Origin of the sequence: Streptococcus atopicus (assembly GCF_049166725.1) — a bacterium.
Lineage (GTDB): Bacteria > Bacillota > Bacilli > Lactobacillales > Streptococcaceae > Streptococcus > Streptococcus hominis.
The window spans coordinates 51,364-74,001 of the sequence record NZ_JBMHFC010000002.1 but is presented as its reverse complement, the minus strand read 5'-3'; the positions used below and the strand labels follow the sequence as shown (position 1 = coordinate 74,001).

The window sequence follows — 22,638 nt, the reverse complement described above, 5'->3', positions numbered from 1 at the left end:
CGAAGTCCTCTAAAACGGAAGAATAAGAATACTTCTTTAGCTACACTTACGTGTTTCAGTTTGTATCTGAAACACTAATCTACTATAGAGATTATTGAAAAGAGGAATGTTTTGTTTCTTTGGTATTTCTAACATTAGATGTTTAGATTCTTTCATATTTGTTTCCTCCATTTTATCAATAATCTAAATAGTCAGTATCTTTATCTTCTTCATACATAATTGATTTTTATTCATTTTTTTTAGTTTCTATTCTATCAAATAGTTTGATAATCTCAGAATCCGAAAATCCTAAGGCATATAGTTTTTCAAACAATATTTTTGTTAGCTTGTTCAAATGCTGATTTCTTAACTCAATTATTTTCTTCTCACTTTCAGTAACAAAATATCCTTTACTTCCACGACTAACAATCAACCCCTCTTTCTCAAGAATTTTTAATGCTTTTTGGACGGTTGCAGGATTACATTCTTCCATCTCTGCTAAAGTCCTTATGGGAGGCATCTGTTGCCCCGGTACATACTTACCTCTTAAAATAGTTGCTCTTATCACAGATGTTATTTGTAAATATGGATACATATTCACTTAACCTTTTTATTTTTCCTTCCTCGTATAAATTTCCAATAAGCAGAATACGGAATAACCGTAGTAAACAGAAGATAATATTTATTAGCAAACATATCAGGGGTTCCTTTTGCATTGAAATGAACAGGAATTTCCTCCGGGAGAAATATGCAAATAATAAATATTACAACAATCATTAACATCAAGACCAAGACATCTTTTAACAGTCCAACTTTCATACAATTTTCCCTCCTTAAACTAAATAAAATTTGACTTGCTAACTTTTATATAAACTTCACTTGAAATAACAAGTAAAGTAACTGATATTATCTGCAAAACCGGTGTTATCGGAAGATTTAAAAACCAATTAAGAAAAATTGGTGTAATGAGTGCAATTATCCCGACAAGCCCAGACACAATAACAGGCATGCTCTGCTTTACAACCATCATCTCGCTTTCCCATTCATAATTTGGATACTTTTTATTTAGGGAAATTCCTATCACTGTTATAAAGATCGAATAGCATATAGGAACAATTATTAGGTTAATAACTTGAATAAAGTTCATATCAAGTTTTAGCGTAAATGCAAATATGGAAATCATATACCCAATCAAATGAAGTGTAAGGTTTACAGCTATCTTGGAATTTAAGATCATTTTTACCTTAACAGGAGAGCTTTGCAAAATCCAAATGTTTTTTCCTTCTAAAGATATCGCTGAAGCTGCCGGGCAACTGAGTGAGAGCATAGATGCAATAAATAATGGAGCAAAATTTGAGAGATATTCATTTATATTTTCTATCCCTGAAGACTCTCCTATTTGTTCTACAGAATTAAAAAGCAAAAATATACTAAAAACACATAAAAGTATTACACCAAGGCCTGCATTCAAGACCGCCATGTACGAGCTTAAAAAGCGTCCCATTTCTTTTTTATACAAGGCAAGAAATATCGATTTTCTATTATAAGATTTTTTGTTATCAGAATATCTTGATGTTGTTTTAGCAAGAGTATTAAGCAATCCATACTTCATCGCAACAATTTTTATAAATATATAAAAAACTGCTGTTGAAAAAACAATAAATAATCCCATTCCAATATACATTGGAAAATTTGTGTGTTGCACGAATAACCCGGATATTGGGTACAGTTCTGTAATTTGCTTAGAAAGCATGATCTCAATGCTGTCTTCATTACCTGATTTCATAGCTGACACTGCAATATATCCAATTATGCCTATCATTGCAAATGAAAAGATTAGAGCAATAACATTTTTCCTCTTAAAATAAGATGAAACAGCCACAACAATCATTCCCATACATGCTGCTATGCACATAGGTATCAATGGAACAAAAATCATGGAGGTAAAATACAATATAATCTGTAATACATTTAAGCTTCCGTTTAACGCCCAAACAATGCCCCCCGGAAGCATAAATATGAATCCTATTAAAAAGTTCAATAAATACATAAACATAAACTTGCTACTTATAATGTCTGAGCTTTTTAAAGGTAGCGATAAAAGCGTTTCTATATCACGACTACCAAATAAAATTCCATTAGAATAAAATATTGTCAAAAATAATATTGAAAAACTTGATACCGCAACCATATAAGCCGGTATCAATTCCTGCTGTCCAACTTGTACCAGTGTTTTGGCTGTCATAATATTATAGACACAGAAAAATATAGCAAGAGTTATTATTCCAAAACTTGCAATAACAACAGAGCTTTGCTTTTTATTTCTCGGCTCTCTAATTTCGTTGATTGGAAAAAAATTTATCAATTGGGCTCTAATTAGTATCCAAATTTTGCTCATTATCTTGTACCTCCATGAAAAAAGTTTCCAAAGTTTTATCACCTTTGACTTCTTCTGTATTTCCGCTTGCAATTAACTTTCCATTTTTTATAATTGCAATTTTATTACATAATTTTTCTGCAACATCCAAAACATGTGTTGAAAAGAAAATAGCTCCTCCATCTGACACGCATTCGTGCATCACTTTCTTTAGTAGAAAAGCCGCTTTTGGATCAAGTCCTACAAAAGGTTCATCTAAAATTAGTAACTTTGGAGAATGCACCAGTGCAGAAATAATCGCTGTTCGTTGCTTCATACCATGTGAATACGAAGATATCATCCCCGAAAGATGCTTAGTCATTTCAAATAAATCACTATATTTTTGAATTCTTTCTCTGCGTATTTCAGTAGAAATTTCAAATAAATCTGCAATAAAATTGATGTACTGAAAACCCGTCATATGTTCATATAAGTCTGGATTATCCGGAATGTATGCCATCATTTTTTTACAAATAACAGGCTCCTCTTTAATGGAATGCCCATTAATCGTTATACTTCCATTCTCAAAATCATGAATCCCAACTACTGCTTTTATTGTTGTAGTTTTTCCAGCTCCATTTGCACCAATGAATCCATAAATATCTCCAGACTGTACTGAAATGGATAGGTTATCAACAACTTTTTTGTCTCCATAAAATTTACTAAAATTATTTATCTCTAACATGCTTTTACCTCCATTGACATTTTGTCAGTTATTCTTTGAAATAATACCGATAGCTTGTTTAGCATTAGCTATCGGTACATTATTATTTTTACAAACATTCTATTCTTTTTCAATTGCTAAAAAGTTTTTTTGCATTTAAGGTTTGTTCAAGCATTATCTTAAATGCGTTTAAATACTCATTGACAGACTCTTTTTTTGAATATCTTATACTTATGTTATTTGAAACAAAAACATAAGCTGTCATAAGAAATTCCGCTGTTTCAGACGGATATTTTACAAAAAGTGTTTTTTCTGATATTCCTTGGTTTATTATCCTTTCAAAATATATTGTCAGTTTTTCAATAATCTTATGGGATAACTTATCTATCATATATCGATTTTCTTCAAGATCAACTGTTTTTTGTAACTCTGTTCCCTCTGCTGAAATATTTTCCGAAGATATAATTGTGGCATCTATAAAAGCTCTAATTTTTTCAACGGCGGTTTTACCTTCATCATAGACAATAACATGAATATCTTTCAATAATTTATCTGTATATTGTTCCACAAGACAATATAAGATATCTTCTTTATTCTTAAAGTGATAGTACAGCAAGCCTCTTGATATATTTACTTTGTCAACAATATCCTGAGTTGTTGTATTAGTATACCCTTGCTCTATAAAGAGTAGCATTGCAGCATCCATAATTTCAGCACGTCGTATTTCCGGTTCTTTAACATCTCGCATTTTATCCCTCCTATTTAAAGGATATCACTCAACTGACAATTTGTCAATTGTGTTTTATCATTTCTCTTGAATTTTATGGTATAATATATTTACAATTTTAGAAAAATGCTTAATGCTTGCTTGACTTTTGTAGCAAGCACAGTAAGTGTACGGACACTTACGGAAAATTGACGAAGCAGCCCTTGGGGATCTGCTTCTTTTTTTATCAATTTTTAGCTTGTTAGGGAGAACCCTAAGACCCCGAAATACATTCAAAGGAGGAACTAACTATGGCAAATAGAATAAGAAACGAAAGACTTGAAATTAAACTAACTGAAGAAGAAAAGGCTCTTTTTGAAGAGAAAAAAAGACTTGCGAAGTGTAGAAACATGAGCCATTTCATCCGCAAATGCGTTTTGGAAAAGGAAATTTATCAAGTGGATTTAGAGCCTTTCAGAGATTTACAAGGCTTACTTTCTAATGCAACAAACAACATCAATCAGATTGCAAAGCGTGTAAATTCGACAGGTGTAATCTACAAAGAGGACATAGGTGATATAAAAAAAGAGATTGAACATTTCTCAAAAGAGCTGTGGCAAATTCATTCACTACTTCTGAAAAGAACATCTGAAACGGAAGGTGAATAATAATGGCTATTACAAAAATACACCCAATAAAATCGACTCTTAATCTTGCTATCGACTACATTGTAAATGGAGATAAAACAGACGAGCAGCTTTTAGTAAGCACTCATAAATGCCACGAATCAACTGCTCACACTCAGTTTTTAAGGACACGAAATGACGCAGGAACAAAAGGAACCGTTCTTGCAAGACATCTCATTCAATCATTTTTACCGGGAGAAACAAGCCCTGAATTGGCTCACCAGATTGGTATGGAGCTGTGTAAAAAGATACTCAAAGATGAGTACGAATTTGTCTTATCTACTCACGTAGATAAGGGGCATATCCACAATCACATCATCTTCAATAATGTAAATATGGTAACAGGTAGGTGCTACCAGTCTAACAAGAAAAGCTACCACCAAATCCGTTATCAGAGTGATAAACTCTGCAAAGAAAATAGCCTATCTGTCATTGACGAGTTTTACGAAAGCTATAAGAAAAAATATAAGATTAACGGTAAATCTTGGTATGAAAACGAACAGGCAAAGCATGGCACTTCTTGGAAAAGTAAACTTCAATTTGACATTGATAGAATAATAAAACAGTCAAAGGACTGGGACGAATTTTTAAAGAAGATGGCTGATCTTGGCTATGAAATCAAATACGGTAAGCACATTGCTTTTAAGCCAAAAGATAAGGCGAGATTTACAAGGACTAAAACAATCGGAGAAGATTATACCGAGGAAAGATTAAAAGAACGAATTGCAGAAAGAGAGTTTATCAAGACTCCCGACGTCAAAAAACGCATCGGCAATGTTATTGACATGAACACCAATGCAAAGGTAAAGGAAAGCAAAGGCTACGAATATTGGGCAACCAAACATAACCTTCATACAATGGCTGAGTCTGTTATTTGTATCAGAGAACATGGCATTAAATCCGTTAAACAGCTTGACGAGTATATTCAAAAAGCAGCAGATGAAAGGCAAAATATACAAGAGAAAATCAATGCTATTGATAAGGAAATGCAGAAGCTTTCCACCACTATGGAGCAAGTTCATACCGTTAAAAAATACAGAGCGTGCTACAAGGAATATACTGCTAATCCGTCTGACAAGGCATTTTTTGAAGAGTACAAAGCTCAGATTACCCTATATGAAAATGCTCTCTCAGAGCTTAAAAAATCTTATTCCAAGCTCCCAAATTCAAAGGATATTTTAGCTGAGCTTGATAAATTACAAGAAAAAAAGAATAGCCTTATGCAAGAGTATTCTTCCTCAAAATCCACTATGGACAAGCTTTATAAGATACGAAAAAATTACGGAATTTATATGGATAAGGAGATGGAGAGATAATCTTTGTCTCCTTTTTTCGCAAATAAAAAAAGAGTCGGTGCAGTCCCAAGACCACACCGACCATAAGTTTATCTCTCTGCTTCTTTTGATGTTTCTTTCTTTTCTTTAGGCTTTTCTTTAGGCTTTTCCTTATCTTCAGCCTGATATTTTTTGATAGCTCCAAGTACAGACTCTTTCTTTTCTTCTTGTCCTTTCATCTGTTCTTTTGCCTTTAACAGTTTTGAAGAAAGTACCCTGATGTTGGTATGTTCTTTACCGTTGTCATCAACAGAAGTTCTGATTTGTCCAAAAAGCTTAACAAAATCTCCCTGCTTAAAGTCCTTTGGAATATCACTCTTTTCTCCGTATGCAGAGCAATTATGATATACTTTATCTCCTTCATCATTTTTTGAAACAACGGAGAAATTCGCCACCTTAAAGGTTTCTCCGTTCTTATTCTCCCTTTCAACTATATCGACCTTTCCTACAATATTTCCAACGATATTGACAAGGTTATCTTTTTCTGTCTGTACATAAGGCAGGTCTTTTATCTGCCCCTGTTCTCTTAATTCTTCAATCATATAGTCAAATTCCTCATGTAGCAAATTAACGGTGTCATTGTCCATATAAGCGTCATATAGCTTGTCCAAAGCACTTTCATCATTGATGCCTTTTTCCATGCTTATAATCGCCTTTACAAAGTCCTTGTGGTTATCATTTACCATATCTTCTATTTGATTTCTCATTGCTTTGTAATCCATGTTTTTATCTCCTTTCATGGCAAAAGGGAGATTGCCCTCCCCTTATCTTAAAAATTCCTGTTCTTTTGTTTTTTGCTTTTCTTCTGTTTTACTTTCATTTTGATAGGCTCTTATCTGATCTAAAATAGACGGCTTATCCTCTGATTTTTGTGTGTTTTCTTCTTTGATATGAAAATTGTCCTCCACATCATAGGTTGACTCAAAATAATCACTGTCCTTAAAGTCATTATCATATCTATCCGGAATACCGTCATTATCGAGGTCTTTTGCAAGTGGATCATAGAAGTTTCCTTCATCATCAATATCGAGTCCCGTTGCTGCTCTTAAATCTTCGGAATCAACATAAACTAAATCACTAAAAGAGGACATTTCTATTTCATTTTTCATATTCTTTAGAGCTTCATTTTCTCCCTTATTTTCGTAATCAAAGCTCTCTGTTTTGATTGGCGTGTCATCAATATACTGAGTCCATGTCTTATCCTCTAAATTCAGTTCATACTGAATACCATGCCTTTCATCCGGTGTATCAGTATAAGCAATTCCTATGTGCTTTAAGTCAGGATATAGAGAATCAAACTCATCATAACTATGATTTTCTTCATACTCTCTGTTACAAAAATCAATGATTGCTCTTTTTACATTTTCCACAAGAGGATTATCATTTCTCTTTTCTTCCACTTCTCCCATATCAAGGAGCTTATTCAGTTCTGCCAAGCGAAGCACCTTATTCTTTAGTTCATCAGCTTTTTCAAAAGGCTTTTGTAATTCCTCTTTGGCATTTTCAAGCTGTTCTTTTGTGCTGAAGAGCTTTTCATCAAGCCTCTTTAATTTCTCAGGCATTTTCTCAAGAGCATTATCCAGTCTTGTTATATTACCGTCTGCACTTGTGCCAAGCTCTCCTGAATGCTTTGCAGCACCGTTTAAGCTGAAGTTATGCTCATTGGTGAAGAAGTTGTAACTTACCTCTAAATCCATGTTTCTATACTTACCTATAACCTTGCTTTCATTGATTTTTACTTTAGAAATAGCTTCAAGCAGCTTTTCTCCGGCTAATTTCTTATCGGTAATCTTTTCTCCCGCAATGGTAATGGAAGTAAACTTTTCCTCACCTTCCGCTTTAGGCTCTACACTTACTATATCTTTCTTAACAGCTTCAATTAGTTTTTCGGTTCTTGCGATTTCTTCCGGATAGTTTTTAGCAACCTTATCTTCTAATCTGTAACGATTGGACTTATAGTTTGCTTCCAGCATTTTAAGTTTTGTAACTTCATTATCCAGATCCATCTTTTCCTTGATTTTTGGATCACCTGTTGCAAGGGCTTTAATCTCCGCATAGTTAAGTGAACTTTCGTCCACATCTTCCGCCACTCTGACAGGTGTCTTACTTGTCATAATTTGAGAAATGAATTTTTGCTTGTTCTCAATGGTCTGCCAAAGGTAGGCATCAAAGGTGTTCTCGGTAATGTAACGATAGATATTAACTTCTTTATTTTCATTTCCCTGACGGACAATTCTACCTGCACGCTGCTCAAGGTCGGCAGGACGCCAAGGGACATCGAGGTCATGAAGAGCGATGAGCTTGTTTTGCACATTCGTTCCGGCTCCCATCTTCTGAGTAGAACCAAGCAAAATCCTCACATCTCCTTTTCTTACCTTTGCAAAGAGTTCATCTTTTTGCTTATCAGTATTGGCTTCATGGATAAAGGCGATTTCTTCTTTCGGTATACCCATTGCTAAAAGTTTTTCTCTAATATCATCATAGATATTAAACTCCCCATCGCCTTTTGGTGTAGACATATCGGAAAATAGAAGCTGTGTTAACCTATCTTCTTTTGTCTTATCCCAAATGGCAAACACATTTTTCACGCATACATTGACCTTACTGTCAGGATTATCGGGTAGCAAAGGATTGATTAAACGCTGATCTAAGGCAAGTTTTTTACCGTCATTGGTAATCTTCAGCATATTATCTTCATCAGGTTCTACCACTCTATTTCTAACATCATCAGCTCTTTCGGATAGGCTCTTTAGAATTTCCTTTTGTTCCTCACTTGGCAAAGTCTTAATAACTTCATAATGCGCCTCAGGTGTTGGAAGATTAAGCATATCCGCTGTTTGAATATCTGCAACTTCCTTAAACATAGACATAAGCTCAGGTAGGTTGTAAAACTTTGAAAATCTTGTCTTAACTCTGTACCCTGTTCCCTCCGGAGATAATTCAAAGGCAGACTGTGTTTCACCAAAGGTAGATGCCCAGCTATCAAAATGCTCCAAATTATTTTTCTTTAGGCTTTCATACTGAAGATAACGCTGCATGGTATAAAGCTCTGTCATGGAATTTGATACAGGCGTTCCTGTGGCAAATACAATACCTTTTCCACCCGTCATTTCATCCATATATCTACACTTCATAAACATATCGGAGGACTTAAATGCTTCACTTTGACCGATACCTGCTACATTCCTCATTTTTGTGTATAGATAGAGATTTTTGTAATTGTGTGCTTCATCCACAAATAGCTTATCTACACCCAGTTCCTCGAAAGTAATAACATCGTCTTTCTTAAAATCATCATTTAATTTTTCAAGCCTTGTTTCCAACTTTTTCTTTGTCTTTTCAAGCTGTTTTACCGTAAAGTTCTGATTTCTGTCATGCTTATATTCCTCAACATAATTTATGATTTCATCAATCTGATCCTGAATATGCTTCTCTTGATATTCCTTACTCATCGGAATTTTTTCAAACTGCGTATGCCCGATTACTACCGCATCGTACTCTCCTGTGGCAATTCTTCCGATAAATCTCTTTCTGTTCTTCGGCTCAAAGTCTTTTTTATCTGCCACCATAATATTTGCCGATGGATATAACTGCATAAATTCTCTGCCTATTTGACCTGTTAGATGGTTCGGTACAACAAAGAGTGATTTACTGCACATTCCAAGCCTTTTACTTTCCATTGCGGAAGCCACCATTTCAAAGGTCTTTCCGCTACCAACCACATGGGCAAGAAGCGTATTTCCTCCATACAAACTTCTTGCAATAGCATTTCTCTGATGAGGTCTAAGCTCTATTTTAGTATTCATTCCCTCAAAGGATAGGTTACTGCCGTCATATTCACGATTTCTGATGGAGTTAAAACGCTCATTATATAGCTTTACAAGCCTGTTTCTTCTTTCCTGAGCATTAAATATCCAGTTCTTAAATTCTTCCTTTATAAGCTCCTGTTTCTGTCCTGCAAGAAGCGTTTCCTTTTTATTTAATACAGAAGTTTTCGAGCCGTCCGGATTTACAATCTGGTCAAATACCTTTGTTTCTTTTAAGTTCAGTGCATCTTCAATCAGCTTATAGGCATTTACCCTTGAGGTGCCGTAGGTCATCTCTGCAAGGTCATTTCCTCTGTCCCTGCTCTTTCCTTCTACATTCCATTCACTTGTCAGATTTGAAAATTTAACCTTAATATCCCATTTGGCATATCCCGGAGTTTTCAGCGTTTCAAAGATGAATTTTTCAATATCTTTTATCGGTATCCATGTTGCACCAAGTCTTACATTGATTTCACTTGCTTCAAGCTCCTTTGGCAAAACTTTTGTAAGCTCTGCCTTTTGGTATTCCAATCGGTTCATCTCATAGCTTATCAGCTCTTTTTCTTTTCCATCTTCCGCATAGCCAAGATGAGGTAGCTCTCTTTCCGTTTGTCTAAGTTTTGATAGATAACTGTCAACAATCGCAATCTTTTCTCTGATATTCCCTGATAGGTACTCATCTTTTGTTACATAGCCATATTTATATGAATTACTGTCATTTGCACAGGCAAAAGGTAAATCCCCATCCTCCAAGTTAAAGGATAACGGTCTGTAAAAGTTTTGTTCTTCTCTGATATTTAAGTAGATTTCTCCTCTAAGTTCTTCTATCAAAGTAGGTCTGTCTTTTCCTGTAAGACTTCCCATATAGTCAAAGTCCACATAACCTTTTTCAGACATAGATAACACAAGAGCTTCAAGGGAAGTGTCTACATGGTCGATTGTCTTTGCCTTTGTGATTGTTCTTTTTGAAAAAATATCTCCCTTTGCCTTAAAGTTTTCTTCTTCATCAAGGATTTCTATGGAGGAAACAAGTGGAAAATTACTATCTTCTTTTAAGACTCTGGTATTACTTAGGTTATTGACATACCCATGCTTTTTAGAAAAACTGTCATAGACTTCATTGAGCTTTTCTTGAGCTTTCTTTACCTCATCATCGGAATAGTCCTCTTTCTGCTTGTAGATAACATCTTTAAGGGCAGTATTCAGTTCAAGATAGTCCTTAATCTTTTCCTTATTCTTATCCGTTATCTCTTTCTTGACGAAAAGGGAGTTTTCTCTGTAATAGACTTCATCATCAATAACGGTATAGGAAAAGTTCTTAACATCATCCGTTGCAGGCATTGTGCTGATTTCATCATCAAGCAGTTCTATTTCCTCATACTTTGCGTTCTTTGATATTTCTGTGCCTGCTTTTGTAAGAAGTTCCTTTATGTCTGTATTTTCTTTCGGCAGGCAAGCTATTGTATTCCCAAATCTTCCAGATATTTCTTCCATAGAACCAAGCACCTGTTCAGGATGATCAACAAAGTATTTGTTATATAAAAGCCCGTTTTCATCTTCAGCAAGATGAATCCAGTCCTCATCTCTTTCTCTGATACTGTCTCTTTTCTTTAGGAATATAATATCTGAGGTTACTTCTGTTCCGGCTACGCCCTTAAAGGTATCATTTGGAAGTCTGATTGCCCCTAAAAACTCTGCTCTTGCTGCAATGTATCGTCTGACGCTTTCATCCTTTTTATCCATTGTGCCACTTGATGTAATAAAGGCAATAACACCACCATTTCTTACTTTATCAATGGACTTGGCAAAGAAATAATCGTGAATAAGGAAGTTATTTTTGTTATAATCCCTGTCATTTACCTTATATTCTCCAAAGGGAACATTACCGATAACTGCATCAAAAAAGTTATTGGAAAAGGTAGTTTCTTCAAATCCCTTAATTTGCACTTCACTTTCAGGATATAAGAGTTTTCCAATACGACCGCTTACTGAGTCAAGTTCAACGCCATAAAACTTTGACCTACTCATTTCATCGGGAAGATTACCGATAAAGTTTCCAACTCCCATACTTGGCTCTAAGATATTACCGCTCTTAAATCCCATACCTGCAAGTGTCTTATATACGCTGTCAATCACTGTTTTCGGTGTGTAAAAAGCTGTTAGGGTAGACTCTCTTGCAGCTTCATATTCAGATGGTGATAAATTTTCCTTTAAGAAACTTCTTGCAGCTTCCCATTGTCCCTCTTTACTTTCGTCAAATACATCAGCAAGTCCGCCCCAACCGACATACTTTGAAAGGACTTCCTGAGCGTTAATATCTAAATCTCTCTCACCTCTTTCAATTCTATTTAACATAGAGATTGCTTCAAGGTTGCTATTCAGTCTCTCACTTGGAGATAACTTTTCCGGGAGCGTTTCTTCTGTGATTTTGAAGTTATGAGCATCAGCTTTCTTTATTTCTACTTCCTCAATAGTCTTTTCAGGGTTCGTATAGGTTATATTTTGAAATAGCCTATCAAGGTCGCTTTCAAGACGATAAAGAATTACATCGGAGCCTGTTATCATACCGCCAAGATATTCGGTATTGTCCTTAACCGTTACTGTCTTTAGATTATTTCCCATATCATCAAAGCGTGTGATGGTATAGTTTTTGTCCTTATATTTAACTTCATCACCAACAATAAAATTCGGTCTTTCAAGGCTTATCTGCTTTAATAAGTCCCCATTATCTTCAAAGGCTATAATCGGGATTTGACGATTTCCACTTCTTACCGGATCAAGCCATAAATCATTTCTTCCTGTGATTTGTTTTTTAGCAATCTCCCTTACAGTGTATTCTTCATGGTTGAAATAGACTGTATCATCTTCTTTAACTGTAAATTCATCGGTAAGGCTTTCCTTTTCTTCATTAAGCTCTACTTCTTCTCTTTCTTTGAGGTAATCAAATAGCGTTCCTTGAACAGGTGTTGCAGCTATTCTTTCTTCTACTTCTTCAGGTGCTTCAAGCTCTGTTTCTTCTTCAAAACTAAGTTCTCCGTTAAATACCGATTGAAGCTCCTGCTCATCCATCTGCTTGACAAGCTCTGTATTTTTAAGTTCTCTAAAGGTCTTTGGAAAATCTTCTAAAATAAGCCTCTGGGCATTTAATTCTTTCAACTCTTCAATACTGAAATATCCCCATTCAGGTTCAATCCCAAGTACAAGTCCAAAGGCATCTCCACTTTCTCTATCATACTCCGTCATATACCAAGTCCAATTACTTCTAAACGGAATGATATATGCAGCATGAACCTCTTTATCTGCTAAAGCGACATCTTCCTGTGCATAAAGCTCAGGCACTCTTTCAAGCATTTCATCAGTCATTAAGTTTTCAGGATCATCTTTAGAATAATATTGTGGTTCTTTTGCTTCTTCTATCTCTGAATTACCTTCTATTTTTTCCTCAAGATAAAGATTTTTAGAAAGCAGCTCATCAATATGCTTTGCCACACTTGACCAAGTAAGAAAAACATCACTGCAATCTTTCTTCTGTAATTTAAGTCCCTTAGCATCGTGCCATTCATCACTTCCCATTGCCCCTGAAACAGCATGAGAGCTTCCCCCGATGCCATACTCATCTTTTAGGAAATTAGCTTTTTCTTGAAGTGTATGGTTTTCTTTGAAGAATTTGGTGATTCGCTCTTTTCCCTTATCTATTCCGCTTCCTCTTGAAATTGCAGCAAAGACTTCATCTTCTGTAATAAATGGATTTGCTTTAGGAAGCTCTATCAGATTGGTACTATATTCCTTTCGTGGCAGCTCAAGTTCCTGTAATCTCTGATAAAGGCTATCTACCTTGTGGTAGTGAAATCTTAGTACATCTCTATTTTCTTTATATCCTGCTAAAAACCAGCTGTATTCTTTGATTGTTTCTTTCAGATACTCAGGATTTTTTAATGCCTCAGACAATTTTTTCGTTTCTTCCGGAAAGCCACCACCTCTTTCTATAAAATCAAAATATCCCTGTGCTTTTCCTTCTTCGCTTAAATCGTGATATAGATACCATAGGGATTCTGAAATTCTATCTCTTTCATAATCAAGGGATTCAGAAAGTTCTACATTTGTGGCATACTCTCCGGTTTCCAAAAGCTCATTTATCCTACTTGCTGCATCATTCCAGCTTAAAATTTGCGTATCATCTTCTCTTGCTGAAGTCCCATAAGCTAAATGAATGCCTTTATCCGAATACCAGGAAGATACTTCTCTTTCATCAATGTAAAATCCGTTTCCGCCTCTAAATGTATCTTTGAGGTATTCTCCCAATTCTCCATTACTTTTTCCTTTAGAAAACTCTGCAATAACAGGAAGTCTACTTCCATCGTGATTTCCTCCGTTAATAAGGACAGCATCTATATCCTTCTGAGTTAATGGAATGGTAAGTCTCATCTGTCCGTAAGTATTTTTGGGTAAAGAAAAAGAAGCCTTATCAGCTTCTCTTATCTCTACCTCAGTATTATCTTTTAAATTTCCACTACTTCCTTGATCGTCATTTCCTTTAGAGCTGAAATCATCGCCCCATACTGCGGATCGTTCTCGTCCTCTATCTTCCAAGCTGCCATCAGTTTCGGTTTTTCTGTTCTCATAAAGTCCATCGCTTGTTTTTGAATATCCATCAGGTGTCCTGTCAGCTTCTTCTCCTTGTATAGATCTACTAGCATCTCGAAATGGCTCTGCTCCTCGCTCTCTGAAAGATAAGTGAGTCTCATCACTGCGTAAATCGGATTCGGGAATTCTTTCATGAAATCCGTCTGTTCCTCCAAGCTGTTTAGTGTATTCTCCCTGATTTTCTCTATTATCTCGTCCGTACTCTCCATTTCGGAGAACTCGCTCGTTTTCATTTCTTTTCTGATCATCTCGTCGAAGTACATTTTCTTCTACCTCCTCAATTTCTTCTCTAATCTTATTATATCCTGCTTCTTTACCTCTTAAAACTTCTTTGTCAAGCTCTTTGCTTTTCTGAATGGTAGCATCAATGATATTTCCGCTAATATCCGATACGGTTTCACCAAGACTCATAAGAGATATACTATCAAGTCTTTCAAAATTTTCTCTTAAAAGTTCACTATCTATAGGATAATCAAGCTGAAACCTTAAAGATACCGCATAGCTCACTGAATCTCTCACAAACTTGGTAAAAGATATTCTATCCTCATCTGCTATTCTAAGCTCATTCATAAGGCTGTCTATCTTTTCATCACCGTAAAGTCTGCTTAAAGTAAAGATATTTTCTAAGGTGCTTTCACTCTCTTCATATCCTTCACTTTTTATCATTTCCTTTAATACATCTTGATGCGCTTCTTTATCGAATCTCCATAGATTTACTTCATTGACATCTCTGTTTCTTGAAACCGTCTGGCTTATATCAAAGATATAGTCCACCTTCTTGTATGTGCCGTAGTCCTCCAAAATTGGGATACCCTTTTTACCTCTCATAACGGTACGGTTAAATCGTTCCCTCCAATAGTCGAACTTGGCACAGGCTGTCGCCTCAGGATTTCTATCATAGATACTAAGCTGACTTCTAAAGTCATATCTCTGATTGTTTCCGACAACCTTTAGTAGCTTCAGATATTCTGCTTCACTTTGAAGCACATCTTGTTTTACAAGCTCCAAAATGTTATGAAAATCATTTATTCGCATTTTTACCTCCTTCTTTTTTCCAAACAAAAAAGGTGGTTAGATTTTACTCTAATCACCTTTAAATTCTATGTGCTGCAACTTACTGCAACTTAATTTTTCTGTTTTGACTTACTAAAAATCCTTATTTTACTAGGTTTTATCTCCCATTCATACTGCATAAATCACGATTTTGCAACTTACTGCAACTTAAATCAAGCCCAAAAAGGAATATACTTCATATATCTCGGAGCTGTATTTTCATCAACTGGCTTAATAAGTTTGGCTTCTAATGTATCTTTAATTATCCTCGATGCTTTATATTTATCTTTATCACTTATATCAAATAATTCTCTGAGCGAATTATTCGTTATACTCTCTCCATTGACATAGACAAAGCAAGCCTGCATATAACAAGTTCTTATTCTATCTTCTTTACTAATCAAGTCAAAAGGAGCTTTCAAATAGAGAGTTACTTTTGTGAATTTATCACTTTGATTTTCGATTTTAGGAGCAAGCATAGAATTCTTACTTGTCGCATATACTATCTTATCAAAACCACTTCCTCTTTCTTCACAAATCCCACATTTGTGCATAAATCCTGCAAGATTTTCATTTCTTGAAATCGGAACTGTATCAACAATGCGGTCTATCGAAACCAATGGCGAACCTGCATTTGAAAATTCTATCCTATCTTTGAATAACTCAACCATAGGACTTGTCCCTTTTTGTTCAATAGCTTGATGAATCATGATATTGGCAATTAACTCACGAATGGCTATCTCCGGATAACCCAACTTGGTTTTTCTTATAGAGTCTTCAATTATCTCTTCCTGTGGAATGACAGTCAAAACATAATCTACAATTTTCTCATATGAAATAGCATAACCTTCACTGAATACTTTTTCCCGTATCGTGTCAAGTCTATTGTTCTCTTTATACCAAATTACTCTTATAGATTTATGAGCTAAACCCTCAAAATTCTTTAAATCTCTTGAAATAAGTAATGCTCCTAAATTAGTAATATCATAGCTTCCGGAATCATTTCTTTTTATAAACTTTTCATTAGTAAAATCATCCAATATTTTATTGTTATTTTGTGGTAATGCAAACCCCATCTTTTCATAATATCCCGCTACATTCAGTACATCTAACACCTCATGAAACGAAATATTATCTTTTGCATTTCTTAATTCAAACGGAGTTGTATCAAAAGCTGCCCATAGAGATCTCTCTTTATCAGGATATTCTTTCAACTTCTTCTTATTTGTTCCAATTCTAATATACTCTTCACCTGAAAACTTAATTGGCTGCTTTTCTGCACATGGAATTTCGAGTAATACTACATTTTTATCCTCAATTTCTGTTTTATAAAATCTGAAGTCTATTCTTGGATTTGTCATTCGAGATAACCATGCTTCAAGTTCTTCCGAACCTTTTTTACTCTCCCTATAATCAAATGTAGTTCCTACAATTTTATGTGTATTATCATCAATACCCCAGAGTAAATATGCTTTAGGTCTTCCCCATAAAGTTGCAGAATTACCCAAAGCAGAAATATACTCACCTATCATCTGAGGTTCATCGTTATTATGCTTAAATTCAACCCATTCTGTTTCACTTGGCAAAGAAATCAACTCTCTGATTAAATTTTTTATATAATCTTGATTTTTTATTGCCATCTTAATTCTCCTAACAATTACAAATAAATTGCTTATATTATAGCATTTTTAGAGGATTTTTTCCACTCTGAAATTAGTTACCTCTTACTTTGCGTATGTCAGAACAGCCTCTTTTAGCTCATTTTCAATCGCTTCTAAAAATTCTTCCTTTGAAGATTTTCCCTGAGCAATATCCGATAATTCCATTTCCCATTTTGCGGTTGTTTCTGCTGATTTAAAGGTATCGGATACTATTGTTACAAGGCTAATCCCTTTATGCGTGGCTACAAGATTTTTCTTATCCCTTTCTACAAAGCCCTTAAAGATTAGATTTTCAATAATTCCTGCCCTTGTTGCAGGTGTGCCAAGACCTTTTCTTTCCACTTCTACACCTTTTTCAAGAGCGTCATTTCCCGCAATCTCCATAGACTTTAGAAGCGTATCTTCTGTAAAGTGCTTGGGAGGTTGGGTAAATTTTTCTTTAATCTCTTTATTTTCAATGTTTAAAGCATCATCAACATTTACATTAGGAAGTTCTACATCCTCATTCTTCTTGGACTTATACTCTTTAAGATATTTTGTAAACCCCTCGTCTTTAATTACCTTTCCTGAACTTGTAAATTCAAAGCCGTCAAATTCAGCTACTATCTTCGTTATATTTTCAATGAGTGGATAGCCTACACTTGCGTGAAATTTATCGGATATAAGGAAATAAACTTTTGCTTCGCTTGGAGGAAGCTCCGAAACATCTTCCTTTAATGAACTGATTGTCGGAATAATCGCATGATGATCCGTAACCTTTTTAGAGTTAAATACCGTCTTAATACGCCCTGTGTCAAAGTCATTCTTACCCAAGATGTTATTGACCGTACTTACAATCATATCTTCCGTTAAACATCTGCTGTCTGTTCTTGGATAGGTGATGAGCTTTTTCTCATAAAGGCTTTGGGCATAATCAAGTGTCTGTTTAGCACTATATCCGAAATACTTATTGCACTCTCTTTGAAGTGTTGTAAGGTCAAAGGGTAAATCAGGTTTAGTAATCTTTTCTTTCTGAATGACATCGGTTATTTCAATCTTATCGCCTACTAAACTTATAAGCTGTTCAGCAGCAACTTCATCATCAATTCTGTCTGTGGAGAGTGTAAATCCATTCATAGAAAGCTCTACTGTGTAATATTTTTCTTTCTGATAATTTGCTATCTCATCATCTCTTTTTACAATCATGGCAAGGGTAGGTGTCTGCACTCTGCCAACACTGTAATTCTGCTGATACAGACAAGAGTAGAGCCTACTAATATTCATTCCGACTAACCAATCCGCAATAGCTCTTGCCTGTGCTGATTCAAAGAGATTATCATAGTCTTTTCCGTCTGTTAGGTTATCAAAACCCTCTTTAATGGCACTATCTTCCATTGAAGAAATCCAAAGGCGTTTCATCTTCTTTTTACAATTCACTTGATTATATACAAGTCTAAAAATACTTTCTCCCTCACGACCTGCATCGCACGCATTGATAACCGTATCAACCTCCTTATCATTCATCAGCTTTTTAAGGATGTTAAACTGCTTCTTGGTTGCCTTTGCTACTTCATACTTGTAGTCGCTCGGAATAATCGGTAAATCAGCCATATTCCACTTGGCGTACTTTTCATCATAAGCATCCGGATTTGCCATTTGAATTATGTGTCCAACGCACCAGCTCACCCTATATCCGTTTCCTTCATAATATCCGTCTTTCTTTTTATTTGCTCCAATGACCTTTGCAATGGAGATTGCAACACTCGGCTTTTCTGCAATAACTAACTTCATCTGTGTTTTCCTCCTGTTATAAATCAAAATAGGGCGAAAGATGTTACTCTCCCGCCCTGCATTTGCACCAAATACTGTATTGTTTTTGATGCAGCATTACTGCTCATCTTCTGCTTCATCTGCATCATTTGTTTCTTCTTCACTTTCAGATTCAGAAAAGAAATCATCATCTTCCTCCTCTAAGGCTTCAAGTTCTTTATCTTCTTTCTTTTTCAAAACCTTAAAATAGTAGCCTGCTCCTAATGCACCACCTACTACAAGAAGCAAAATAATATAGGTTCCTAAATTACTCTTTTCGTCCTTCTTCTCAGGCTTTACTTCTTCCTTAACAGGTTCTTCTTTTACTACTTCCTGCTTTGGTGCTTCTTTTTTCTCTACCATGTTTAAGAGATCATCTTCAGATACTTCCGTAAGAAGCATTACATTCTCACTATCTTCATCATGATTGATGATTAAATGAAAGGTCTTACCGTTTTTAGTTTGAAAGGTAATAAACTGCCTTGCATCAGCGGAATATTGATCCGTTTCTTTGTTATCGCTGCTATCCCTATGGTGAATCGGGTAATCTTTATTCGCATTATCCTTATTTTCCGTAACGGAAGCTCTTGCCTTTGACGGTGCAGAAGCTACTCCCTTATTGGTATTTACACTCTTACTTGTGCCATCCATAGCTGAATCTTGGCTGTTATTGTTAGCAGGCGTTTTAGCTGTCAGCTTATTAGGATAACGAATTTCCTTTTCTTTATCTTTTGATTGTTTAATATTTTCATCTTTTGTAGTATTTCCAAAACTTGTCTTTGGTTCACTTCCCTTACCTGTATTTACAAGTGCCTGAGAATTTCCTGAACTTGTTTTTATACTGCTATTTGGTGGAATTGGTGTAACAACATTAGATGATGCCGGAGCTTTATTCACTTCATTAGCCTTTTTTTCAAGATCTTTAATCTTTTCATTTAGCTTGTCCATTTCCTTTTTAATATCAGAAGATAAATCTTTGTTATCCTTTTCTTTTTTCAGTTTTTCTTTCAGACTTTCAATTTCATCTTCAAGAGCTTTGATTTTTTCCTTCTGCTTATCGCTTAACTTATCTTTATCCTTAATCTCACCATTTAGCTTATCAAGCTCCCATTTAAGTTCTTTTGCCTGCTTTTCCATCTTGGAAATATCCTCTTTGGAAAGCTCTGTCTGCGTTTCCTTATCCTTAAGTTCAGCCTTTGCTATATTACGGATAATCTCATCTTTTCCATCTCCCTTTACCTCATAAAACAGAAACTCATCAATGAATTTCATATCATCTGGGAGCATTGGAAGATCTCCGCTATCAATAAGTTGTCCTTTCTCAGCCTTTATCTTTTCTTCCTTAAAGACCTTTTCATCTTCAAAGATATACCTTACATTTACTTCAACTTCCGTTTGAACAGCTTCGTTTTTTGTTGGAGCTTCAGATTTTTGCTCCTGTGCATAAACAACCGTCCAAAGACCTAAAATACAACTAATACTTACAATTACCGCAAGTGCTACCGTCCAAAACTTATTATTCTTTTTCAAACTGGTTTTCATTTGTTTTCTCCTTTTTTATTTCTGCTTTTTGTCTGTTTACCTTTGCCATCAAATCGCTGATTGTGATGTTATTCTTTCTGCAAATGGCAATGATCTCTTCATTTTCAAGCTCTTCTTCACGAATGAATAAAGGCTCCAATTCTTCATCAATCAGAGCCTTTTTATCATTTAACTTCTTTATTCTGTTTTTTACTGCTATCAGTTCCTTTTTCAAATTGTTACCTCCTATTTCTTTACATTTGGCGGAAAACCGAATCCTACGGGATGGTGCTTACAAAATGTTGCTATCCAATCATCTAAGGTAGTTACTCTTATTCGACCGATGTTATCAATCACTTTTCCATCTCCAATGTAAATACCTACATGACCATAGGTAAGCCCTGCACTGCTTCCGCTACTGCTGCTTTCGACTGCCACAAGCATTCCGACCTTTAGCTTTGACCTGTCTGATGTAAAGGTATAGTTTCGGTACATATCACAGGCATTCCCACCTATATATCCAAGTCCTGCATTTTGATAGACCTGTGATACCCACATGGCACACCATCCTGCACCCGGAGATGGCGTAATGTATGCAGCATTAACAATCTTCTTTTGTACTTCCGTAGATGCCTCATACTCTTTTCCACCGCCGATACCTCCATTTGCACTGATAAGGTCAGAATTACCAAAGGCTTCTCTCATATTGCCTTGTGCAAGGAACAAGGCTTCATAATGCTTTAGATTATCGGGATAGTTTGCAAAGAACTTTCGGATAATGCTGTCCATCTCTTTTTTATGAAGCGTTACGATGAGTTTTTTATACTCATAAGGTTCTTCGTGGCTTTCTGTATATTCATTACCATCTTCATCGGTATAGTTTTCTGTAACTGTCCTGTATCTGATTTCAATTTCTTCCCTATACTCAAGGTCATACATGGACTCAAATAATTCTTTTAATATGGATTCTACTTCCGATACACTCTTTACCTCTCCGCACCTTGATGTAATGTAGGATAAAAGCTCATGGACATTATGACCGATGTATTCTGTATTATTTAAGATATATTCATCATATCCAGGATAATTTTCTTTCACATGGTCAACTTCACTTTGAAGCTCACCCTCCATATCTGAAAATTTCTGATTGATTTCACTTAGGACATTTGGCTTTGATAAATAGCTTGTTGTAAGCACAGAGCTTGTAGAGTTCATAAAGCCTGTCATTCCCGTTCCTGCAAAGTTAATCACAAAAGTCCCTAAGATAATGATACCTATGAAAATAAGCATTAGTCCTTTTGCTTTTCGGATAATCATATCCTTTGAGCTTTTCAGTGTTCCGATAAGTCCCTCTTTAATTCGATCTCTAAGCCTTGACTTATTCTCACGAGAAATTGCTGCCTTTACCTGATTTTTCCTTTGAAATCTTTTATAGGCATTTGCTCTTTTATACTCATCCGTCTTTTTCAGTTCCTTTTTGGCATCACGAAATTCCAACTTTGACTTACGCTTTCTGATTTTATAGTCCTTATTTGTAAGGTCATAGCCTCTTTTAGCTCTTTTCTTATCAGAATACTTCTTTATGCCATGAATGAGCTTGGAGCTTGTATCTGCTGTCTTTTCTCCTGCTTCCACTCCTTGATTTTCATCACTTCCATGAGATAAGTAATCTCTTACGGTTTCACTTCCTTTAGCAAGTCCTGAAAGGGCAGATACTTTTACCATGTCTTTTTTTAGCTTTTTCTTCTGCTCTTTATAAATACTGCTATGAACTTTTTTGCTTGCAGTATCTTTTCCAGTCTTTTTATCTTCAGGCTTATTCTCCTTTAACACATCATCCTTTTTCCTTGTATAAAGGCTTTCGGTATAGTTTTTCCTTTTATACTTGCTCTTTTTAACCTTATGATTTTTAGATGGATTTTCTAATGATTTTTCTTTTTGTGGTAGATTATCCTCTACATCATAGGTTGATTCAAAGTAGTCGCTATCCCTAAAGTCATTGTCGTATCTGTCTATAATCCCATCATTATCAAGGTCTTTTCCTAAAGGATCATAGATTTTTCCATCCTTAACCTCCGTAATATAATCTGATCTTCCCGTTTCAATTGCAGAATTTACGTCTCCCTTATCTGAAGCTCTATATTTTTCGTTTCTCTTGGATGTTCCATAAGACTTTTCATTATCAGCACTTACCTTACTTGTTTTTTCATGCACTTTATCCTGAAACCGTTCTTTCTCATGAACGATTTTACCTCTGTAATCATCGTTATGTTTTAGCTTACTTTCTTCAGGTATCGTATCTGTTTTACTATGAAACATCTCTCTTTCAAGGCTTGCCTTATGCCTTTCCTTAAAATCCTTTTTCAGCTTCTTTCCCATA

Annotated in this window: 14 protein-coding genes; 2 read left to right on the top strand and 12 right to left on the bottom strand. The window is 35.4% G+C overall.

Features of this window, described 5'->3' with window-relative positions:
- Positions 1–226 precede the first annotated feature (226 nt).
- From ACOMA9_RS01710 to ACOMA9_RS01690, 5 genes are all read right to left on the bottom strand, one after another.
- Positions 227–574 (bottom strand): GntR family transcriptional regulator, encoded by a 348-nt coding sequence (locus tag ACOMA9_RS01710; RefSeq protein ID WP_421424470.1) that lies wholly within the window; start codon positions 572–574, stop codon positions 227–229.
- A gap of 2 nt (positions 575–576) precedes the next feature.
- Positions 577–798, bottom strand: coding sequence for a DUF1648 domain-containing protein (locus ACOMA9_RS01705; RefSeq protein ID WP_125411856.1), 222 nt, complete (start codon positions 796–798; stop codon positions 577–579).
- A 19-nt stretch (positions 799–817) separates the two neighbouring features.
- On the bottom strand, positions 818–2,377 hold the full coding sequence (locus ACOMA9_RS01700) for a putative ABC transporter permease subunit (protein WP_421424467.1): 1,560 nt from the start codon (positions 2,375–2,377) through the stop codon (positions 818–820).
- Positions 2,352–3,080, bottom strand: a complete 729-nt coding sequence (locus ACOMA9_RS01695; RefSeq protein WP_125411854.1) for an ABC transporter ATP-binding protein — start codon at positions 3,078–3,080, stop codon at positions 2,352–2,354. Before ACOMA9_RS01695 ends, ACOMA9_RS01700 begins: the two co-directional genes overlap by 26 nt.
- A gap of 109 nt (positions 3,081–3,189) precedes the next feature.
- On the bottom strand, positions 3,190–3,807 hold the full coding sequence (locus tag ACOMA9_RS01690; protein ID WP_125411853.1) for a TetR/AcrR family transcriptional regulator: 618 nt from the start codon (positions 3,805–3,807) through the stop codon (positions 3,190–3,192).
- 269 nt (positions 3,808–4,076) lie between these two features.
- Here ACOMA9_RS01690 and ACOMA9_RS01685 point away from each other — a divergent pair, with 269 nt between their 5' ends.
- Together ACOMA9_RS01685 and ACOMA9_RS01680 are read left to right on the top strand one after the other, a co-directional pair.
- Positions 4,077–4,433 (top strand): plasmid mobilization protein, encoded by a 357-nt coding sequence (locus ACOMA9_RS01685; protein ID WP_000013381.1) that lies wholly within the window; start codon positions 4,077–4,079, stop codon positions 4,431–4,433.
- Positions 4,434–4,435: 2 nt separating this feature from the next.
- On the top strand, positions 4,436–5,767 hold the full coding sequence (locus ACOMA9_RS01680) for a relaxase/mobilization nuclease domain-containing protein (RefSeq protein WP_421424464.1): 1,332 nt from the start codon (positions 4,436–4,438) through the stop codon (positions 5,765–5,767).
- A gap of 68 nt (positions 5,768–5,835) precedes the next feature.
- Here ACOMA9_RS01680 and ACOMA9_RS01675 read toward each other — a convergent pair whose 3' ends face one another.
- The 7 genes from ACOMA9_RS01675 to ACOMA9_RS01645 form a co-directional block, all read right to left on the bottom strand.
- Positions 5,836–6,507 carry a DNA-binding protein gene (locus ACOMA9_RS01675; RefSeq protein WP_421424462.1) on the bottom strand — a complete coding sequence of 224 codons (672 nt, stop codon included), beginning with the start codon at positions 6,505–6,507 and terminating at the stop codon, positions 5,836–5,838.
- A gap of 42 nt (positions 6,508–6,549) precedes the next feature.
- Positions 6,550–15,270 (bottom strand): helicase-related protein, encoded by an 8,721-nt coding sequence (locus ACOMA9_RS01670; RefSeq protein WP_421424459.1) that lies wholly within the window; start codon positions 15,268–15,270, stop codon positions 6,550–6,552.
- Between the two features lie 191 nt (positions 15,271–15,461).
- Positions 15,462–16,928, bottom strand: coding sequence for an RNA-binding domain-containing protein (locus tag ACOMA9_RS01665; protein ID WP_421424457.1), 1,467 nt, complete (start codon positions 16,926–16,928; stop codon positions 15,462–15,464).
- Positions 16,929–17,012: 84 nt separating this feature from the next.
- The gene (locus ACOMA9_RS01660; protein ID WP_421424455.1) at positions 17,013–18,719 is read right to left on the bottom strand and encodes a DNA topoisomerase 3; all 1,707 of its coding nucleotides are present in this window, start codon (positions 18,717–18,719) and stop codon (positions 17,013–17,015) included.
- Between the two features lie 96 nt (positions 18,720–18,815).
- The gene (locus tag ACOMA9_RS01655) at positions 18,816–20,279 is read right to left on the bottom strand and encodes a CD1107 family mobile element protein (RefSeq protein ID WP_421424453.1); all 1,464 of its coding nucleotides are present in this window, start codon (positions 20,277–20,279) and stop codon (positions 18,816–18,818) included.
- The gene (locus ACOMA9_RS01650) at positions 20,254–20,493 is read right to left on the bottom strand and encodes a conjugal transfer protein (RefSeq protein ID WP_187327789.1); all 240 of its coding nucleotides are present in this window, start codon (positions 20,491–20,493) and stop codon (positions 20,254–20,256) included. Before ACOMA9_RS01650 ends, ACOMA9_RS01655 begins: the two co-directional genes overlap by 26 nt.
- Before the next feature lie 11 nt (positions 20,494–20,504).
- Positions 20,505–22,637 carry a CHAP domain-containing protein gene (locus tag ACOMA9_RS01645; protein ID WP_421424450.1) on the bottom strand — a complete coding sequence of 711 codons (2,133 nt, stop codon included), beginning with the start codon at positions 22,635–22,637 and terminating at the stop codon, positions 20,505–20,507.
- Position 22,638: the final 1 nt, after the last annotated feature.

Bases quoted from the DNA above. Each gene is read 5' to 3' on its own strand.
- ACOMA9_RS01710 (WP_421424470.1), bottom strand. From the start codon at position 574: ATGTATCCATATTTACAAATAACATCTGTGATAAGAGCAACTATTTTA.
- ACOMA9_RS01705 (WP_125411856.1), bottom strand. From the start codon at position 798: ATGAAAGTTGGACTGTTAAAAGATGTCTTGGTCTTGATGTTAATGATT.
- ACOMA9_RS01700 (WP_421424467.1), bottom strand. From the start codon at position 2,377: ATGAGCAAAATTTGGATACTAATTAGAGCCCAATTGATAAATTTTTTT.
- ACOMA9_RS01695 (WP_125411854.1), bottom strand. From the start codon at position 3,080: ATGTTAGAGATAAATAATTTTAGTAAATTTTATGGAGACAAAAAAGTT.
- ACOMA9_RS01690 (WP_125411853.1), bottom strand. From the start codon at position 3,807: ATGCGAGATGTTAAAGAACCGGAAATACGACGTGCTGAAATTATGGAT.
- ACOMA9_RS01685 (WP_000013381.1), top strand. From the start codon at position 4,077: ATGGCAAATAGAATAAGAAACGAAAGACTTGAAATTAAACTAACTGAA.
- ACOMA9_RS01680 (WP_421424464.1), top strand. From the start codon at position 4,436: ATGGCTATTACAAAAATACACCCAATAAAATCGACTCTTAATCTTGCT.
- ACOMA9_RS01675 (WP_421424462.1), bottom strand. From the start codon at position 6,507: ATGGATTACAAAGCAATGAGAAATCAAATAGAAGATATGGTAAATGAT.
- ACOMA9_RS01670 (WP_421424459.1), bottom strand. From the start codon at position 15,270: ATGCGAATAAATGATTTTCATAACATTTTGGAGCTTGTAAAACAAGAT.
- ACOMA9_RS01665 (WP_421424457.1), bottom strand. From the start codon at position 16,928: ATGGCAATAAAAAATCAAGATTATATAAAAAATTTAATCAGAGAGTTG.
- ACOMA9_RS01660 (WP_421424455.1), bottom strand. From the start codon at position 18,719: ATGAAGTTAGTTATTGCAGAAAAGCCGAGTGTTGCAATCTCCATTGCA.
- ACOMA9_RS01655 (WP_421424453.1), bottom strand. From the start codon at position 20,279: ATGAAAACCAGTTTGAAAAAGAATAATAAGTTTTGGACGGTAGCACTT.
- ACOMA9_RS01645 (WP_421424450.1), bottom strand. From the start codon at position 22,637: ATGGGAAAGAAGCTGAAAAAGGATTTTAAGGAAAGGCATAAGGCAAGC.